At 56.1% G+C, this 4,018-nt stretch carries 2 protein-coding genes; both read left to right on the top strand.

From position 1 onward, the window contains the following. Positions 1–3,241, top strand: a 3,241-nt coding sequence (locus VNX88_14465) for a PAS domain-containing protein (GenBank protein HWY69871.1), incomplete at its 5' end; no start/stop codon positions are given. 435 nt (positions 3,242–3,676) lie between these two features. Next, the coding region (locus tag VNX88_14460; GenBank protein ID HWY69870.1) for an AAA family ATPase at positions 3,677–4,018 on the top strand (342 nt) is incomplete at its 3' end.

Here is a 4,018-nt window from a genome sequence, read left to right as displayed (position 1 = left end):
CTGGTCTCCCGAATTATTTCGGATGCACGGACTCGATCCGGCCAGCAAGCCGCCTGGTATTCAGGATTACCTGGATTGTGTCCATCCACAGGATCGCGAGTCCATGGCGAACCTGATCAAGGGAATATTGGCGAAAGCTTCGCCCTTCGATGCCACCAAGCGCATCGTGCGTCCCAACGGCGAGGTCCGGTACATTCGCTGCGTTGGTGCTCCCGTTGGCGAAAAGCAAAGCCCGAAAAAATACGTTGGTAGCGCCATAGATGTAACCGAACACGAGCTCCTGACCCAGGACCTCCGGCGACGTGGAGCATACCTGGCCGAAGCCCAAAGGCTCAGTCACACAGGCAGCTTCGGATGGAAACCTGACACTGGCGAGATTGTCTGGTCAGATGAAACCTACCGTATTTTCGAGTACGACCGCTCTGTCAAGCTAACAATAGATTCAGTGGTGCAGCGCGTCCATCCCGAGGACCGCGCCGACTTCAAAGGGGTCATTAATCGCGCCTTTGCGGGAGCGACAGATTTCGAGCATGCCTATCGCTTGCTACTGCCTGATAGGCGAGTCAAGCACGTCCACGCCTTAGCTCACGTTTTACAGGATGCATCTGGCAATCGCGAGTTTGTCGGTGCGGTGACCGACATCACCGAGCGCAAGGCGGCTGAGGAAGCCCTCTTGAGCAGTGAAGCGTACTTGGCGGAAGCGCAGAGGCTGAGCCACACCGGCAGTTGGGCCTGGAACGTTGCGAGCGGTGAACCCAGTTACTGGTCGGCGGAGTGCTATCGCGTGCTGGGTTACGACCCCGCTGAGCCACTACCACTACTAGAAACATTTTTTCAGCGGATCCTTCCGGAAGAGCGGGCCGCGATCCGGGAGCAGTTCGACAGAGCCATCCGCGACAAGGCGGATTTCGAACTGGACTTGCGTTTCGTTCACCCCATCACGGGAATCAGGAGCATCCGGTCCACCGGCCATGTGGTCCTCGATCGATGCGGCGACCTGCGTGAAATAGTGGGGACTGTGATGGATATCACCGATCGTAAGCGCGCAGAAGACGAGCAACGCCACGCAGAAGCGGTGATCATAGAACAAGAAGCAGAGCTTCGCGAGGTGGTCGATACCATTCCAGCGATAGTGTGGAGCGCACTACCGGACGGCTCGAATTCTTACGTTAACAGCCGATTCGTAGAGTACTGTGGGATGCCGCCAGAGCAGATCGCCGGATCAGGTTGGCAGGCCGCAACTCACCCCGATGATCTTGAGCGACACAACGCAAGCTGGCTCGCGTGCATTGCCAGCGGCGAGCCTTGTGAGGACGAGGTGCGTTTCCGGCGCGCGGACGGGCAATATCGTTGGCATTTACAGCGTGGCATCCCCCTGCGAGATGAGGCTGGCAACATCGTCAAATGGTATGGCGTCCTCACCGACATTGAAGATCGCAAGCGAGCTGAGGAGGCCCTCCGGAGCAGTGAAGCGTACTTGGCCGAAGCACAGCGGCTTGCCCACATGGGCAGTTGGGTCTGGCAGGTGGCAGGAAGGGAGCCGCTGCATCTTTCAGATGAATGGTACCGTATATACGGATTTGATCCGAAACTAGGGATGCCACGGTGGGAAGAACGGCTGCAGCGGGTGCATCCGGAGGATCGAGCCCTGTGGCAAGGAACGATCGAACGAGCAATTCACGAGAGGTCGGGTTACGACGTAGAGTTTCGCATTCTGATGCCCGACGGAAAGATCAAGTGGGTTCAAACCGTGGACCATCCCGTCTTAGGCACGGCGGGAGAACTCGTACAGTTCGTGGGCAGCTCGATGGACGTGACCGACCGCAAGGCTGCTGAAGAAAGGATCCGGGGGCAGGAAGCGGAGCTCCGGCAGATGCTGGACTTCACGCCTCAACTTGTCGCGGTTTTCGGTGCCAACCGCGAACGTCTCTGTGCCAACCGCGGCGCGCTCGATTACCTAGGCATCAGTCTTGATGAATGGCGGCAAAGGAGCTTTGCCGACGGAGTTCATCCTGACGATTCAGAACGGTTCAAGACCTATGCGGATCGTGCTCTATCAAGTGGCGCTGCTTACGAGTTGGAGGTGCGGCTGCGCAAAGCTGATGGAAGTTATCGTTGGTTTCTGGCTCGGTACAACCCTGTGCGCGACAACAACGGTCAGGTCATGCGATGGTATGTCGCCTGCACCGACATTGAGGATCGCAAGCAGGGCGAAGACAGACTTCGGAGCGAAAACGTCGCTCTCCGAGAAGAAATCGATAAGGCCTCGATGTTCGAAGAGATTGTTGGAACCTCTGCAGCTTTGCAAACTGTGCTATCGCGCATTTCCAAAGTTGCGCCGAGCAATTCTACGGTCCTCATAACTGGCGAAACGGGAACGGGCAAGGAGCTTGTCGCGCGTGCCATCCACCGACGATCAGATCGCAGTTCGCGCGCATTCGTTAGCGTGAACTGCGCTGTTATCCCGCGTGAACTGATCGCCTCGGAGTTGTTCGGGCACGAGAAGGGTGCCTTTACGGGCGCGACTCAGCAGCGTTTGGGTAGGTTTGAATTAGCAAATGGCGGTACGCTCTTCCTGGACGAAGTCGGAGAACTTCCAGCCGAGACCCAAATTGCCCTCTTGCGTGTCTTGCAGGAGCATGAGTTTGAACGCGTCGGCGGGACGCGTGCATTACGCGCTGACGTCCGGGTGATCACCGCCACGAACCGTGACTTGCAGGCCGCTATCAGCGATGGGTCGTTCCGTAGCGATTTGTTTTACCGCCTGCACGTTTTCCCGATTGAAATTCCTTCTCTTCGAGAACGAAAAGAGGACATTCCCTTGCTGGTCGAATACTTTATCGATCGGTATGCACGAAAAGCAGGCAAGCACTTCAGGAGCGTCGAGAAGAGAACACTGCAAGTACTTCAGTCATACCCCTGGCCCGGGAACATACGCGAATTACAGAACGTCATCGAACGATCTGTAATCCTATGTGAGACAGCGAGTTTTTCGGTGGATGAGAGCTGGCTGTCCCAACAGCCGCCGGAAGAGAACGCGGAGAGCCAGCTTTATCTCTCGGAGAAGGTGGCCGCTCAAGAAAAGGAAATCATCGAAGCAGCTCTGCGAGAATGCCAAGGACGGGTGTCCGGACCGTCGGGTGCCGCCGCGAAGCTAGGGATCGCGCGGTCCACGCTGGAATCGAAGATTCGGTCACTCAAGATTAACAAGAATCGCCTTAAGCCCTATTCGGGAACTTGAGGGCTCCCGTCTCCCACAAATTACTCTTACATATGGCGACTCTCTATCCTTACCGAGATCGCTTAGTGCGCGAGCCATTCCAAATGCCTTTTCACAACTTCAAGATTGAAGGATCACAGCCAAGAAGACATCGCGAAATCAGAGCCTTTTGAGTACCACGAATTGGGAATGGATTGGTACCACTTTGCTCTGATCGCTCAAGTGGGAAGCCGCAGTTCGTTATGATGAAGCAAGCTCTCGAACGATTGTTCTGCCCGGAGTCTCGCCATTTGTCGGAAACCCGGGCATCGCAGCACTGACTAAACCTCTTCCTTTCAAGAAATTGTGTTTGGATGCGGGATTGCCTCTGTCTTACGTGAATCTCATCGAAACAAGCGCAGTGGCAATGAGACTCAACCCAAAGGCCTGGTAGTTACATGAGTAATGGAGAACTTTATGCCAACAGCAGCAAAATTGGTCCAAAACGAGGAGCTCGACCCGAGAAAGCGGAGTTCCACGTCGCGTCAATTCGAGGAGGAATTGCGGCAGCGAGTAGTTGGGCAGAATGAGGCCGTGCAAGCGCTCGTCGATCTGTATCAGGTGTTCTGCGCGGGCCTGCATTCTGCCGGCCGCCCAGTGGGAAACCTCCTATTTCTCGGACCGACCGGTTCAGGAAAAACGCGCACGGTCGAGGCCGCCGCGGAGATCTTGTTCGGAGACAGCCGGGCTGTGATCAAGGTGGATTGCGCCGAATTTCAGCACTCGCACGAAATCGCCAAGTTGATTGGTTCGCCGCCA

The sequence above is a fragment of the Terriglobales bacterium genome (assembly GCA_035567895.1).
Lineage (GTDB): Bacteria > Acidobacteriota > Terriglobia > Terriglobales > Acidobacteriaceae > Gp1-AA112.
The sequence above is the reverse complement of the archived record's forward strand: the minus strand, read 5'-3'. Positions and strand labels throughout refer to the sequence as shown.